At 26.4% G+C, this 1,297-nt stretch carries 3 protein-coding genes; 2 read left to right on the forward strand and 1 reads right to left on the reverse strand.

Features of this window, described 5'->3' with window-relative positions; translation table 11 throughout:
* Nucleotides 1-180: 180 nt before the first annotated feature.
* The gene (locus NK213_RS20080; RefSeq protein ID WP_253352656.1) at nucleotides 181-465 is read left to right on the forward strand and encodes a hypothetical protein; all 285 of its coding nucleotides are present in this window, start codon (nucleotides 181-183) and stop codon (nucleotides 463-465) included.
* 35 nt (nucleotides 466-500) lie between these two features.
* Here the strand turns inward: NK213_RS20080 and NK213_RS20085 are convergent, their stop codons facing one another.
* Nucleotides 501-854 carry a hypothetical protein gene (locus NK213_RS20085; RefSeq protein ID WP_253352658.1) on the reverse strand — a complete coding sequence of 118 codons (354 nt, stop codon included), beginning with the start codon at nucleotides 852-854 and terminating at the stop codon, nucleotides 501-503.
* Between the two features lie 93 nt (nucleotides 855-947).
* On the opposite strand from NK213_RS20085, the gene NK213_RS20090 reads away from it, so the two are divergent.
* Nucleotides 948-1,091 (forward strand): BC1881 family protein, encoded by a 144-nt coding sequence (locus NK213_RS20090; RefSeq protein WP_253352660.1) that lies wholly within the window; start codon nucleotides 948-950, stop codon nucleotides 1,089-1,091.
* Nucleotides 1,092-1,297: the final 206 nt, after the last annotated feature.

The following is a 1,297-nucleotide window of genomic DNA, read 5'->3' on the forward strand; positions in this document are numbered from 1 at the left end:
TTGTTTTCACTATTATTATACCAAATCTATGGAAATTGTCAATAGGAAAAGTCAATTACAGGTGACAAAGAAATAAGTCTTATTTTAAAGGGTTTATGCTTGAATAAAATGAGATAACAACTATAGGCGACTGAGTGTGCCATAAAAGTGGTTAAATAGAAGAGTAGAGAGGAGAAAAGTATGGCTAAGTATAAGGAAATCAGGTTTACTGGAGAGCATGAAAAAATAGGAAGACTTTTAACAGATAAAAAAATCACAAAAGAAGAACTAATGTTACTGTTGAATAATGTAGAAATAAAAGATGTGGAGATTTCAGTTAAGAAAAATGATTGGAAAATATGTGAAACAGGAAATAAAATTTTAGATTTACTATTTTTATCAAAATATCAATATACAGATAATGAAAAAGAAGAAATAGTATCAGGTGTACTGGAAGCTATAAAAAGAAAAAATAAGAAAGGTTAACTCAAAAACTTTTCATGAATTAACCTTTGCAAAAATTAGACACCGACAATTTTACGTCTGATGTCAATTCCGTTAAAACAAGATGAAAAACAATCTTTTAATTCATCGTATAAAGACTTTAAATTATTTAATTCTTTATGTATATCTTCTTTGTTGTCAGAATATTTTAAAACAATTTCATTGAAATGATAAAAATGTTTACAAAAATCAAGAAGTTCTGAATTACAATTCTTAAAATCAGAGAAGTAAAAATCTTCTAATTTTTTAACACAGAAAAATGCTTCATTCAAAAATTGTATTGCAGAATTGAAATTAATATCAATCATTTCAATGGAGTTTTCAGAGTGTAGAACGCACTCATTTGCTAAATTTAATATATGATCTTCCATAAATATAGTCTCCTTTCATTAGGATAAAGAGATTATACCATAAATTAACAATATTTTAAATAAACAAGACAAATAAAAAAAGGAGAAAGTCGTATGAAAATAGAAGATATAAAAACCTGTGAGCTTGTTGAGGAATTAAAAAGAAGAGAGGGAGTGGAAACGGTAGTGGTATTTCCTTATGAAAAGAAAAATATAGAGGCAGAAGGTGCAATGATTGTCTTGAAAATAATAGATTAGTGGATTTGTAGTTTTTAAAAATGTTTGAAAAGATAGAAAAAATCTGAAAGGAGCAAAATAATGACAAAATCATTAGAAATGGCAATGTATATAGAAGAATTAAAAAGTAAGATTAAGCTGTTGGAAAATTTACGTTATCCATATAATGAAGAAGATGAAAAAGAATTATCGGAAGAGATATTAAAATCAGCAGAGAATTTGAAGAA

The sequence above is a fragment of the Sebaldella sp. S0638 genome, assembly GCF_024158605.1.
In the GTDB taxonomy this organism is placed as follows: domain Bacteria; phylum Fusobacteriota; class Fusobacteriia; order Fusobacteriales; family Leptotrichiaceae; genus Sebaldella.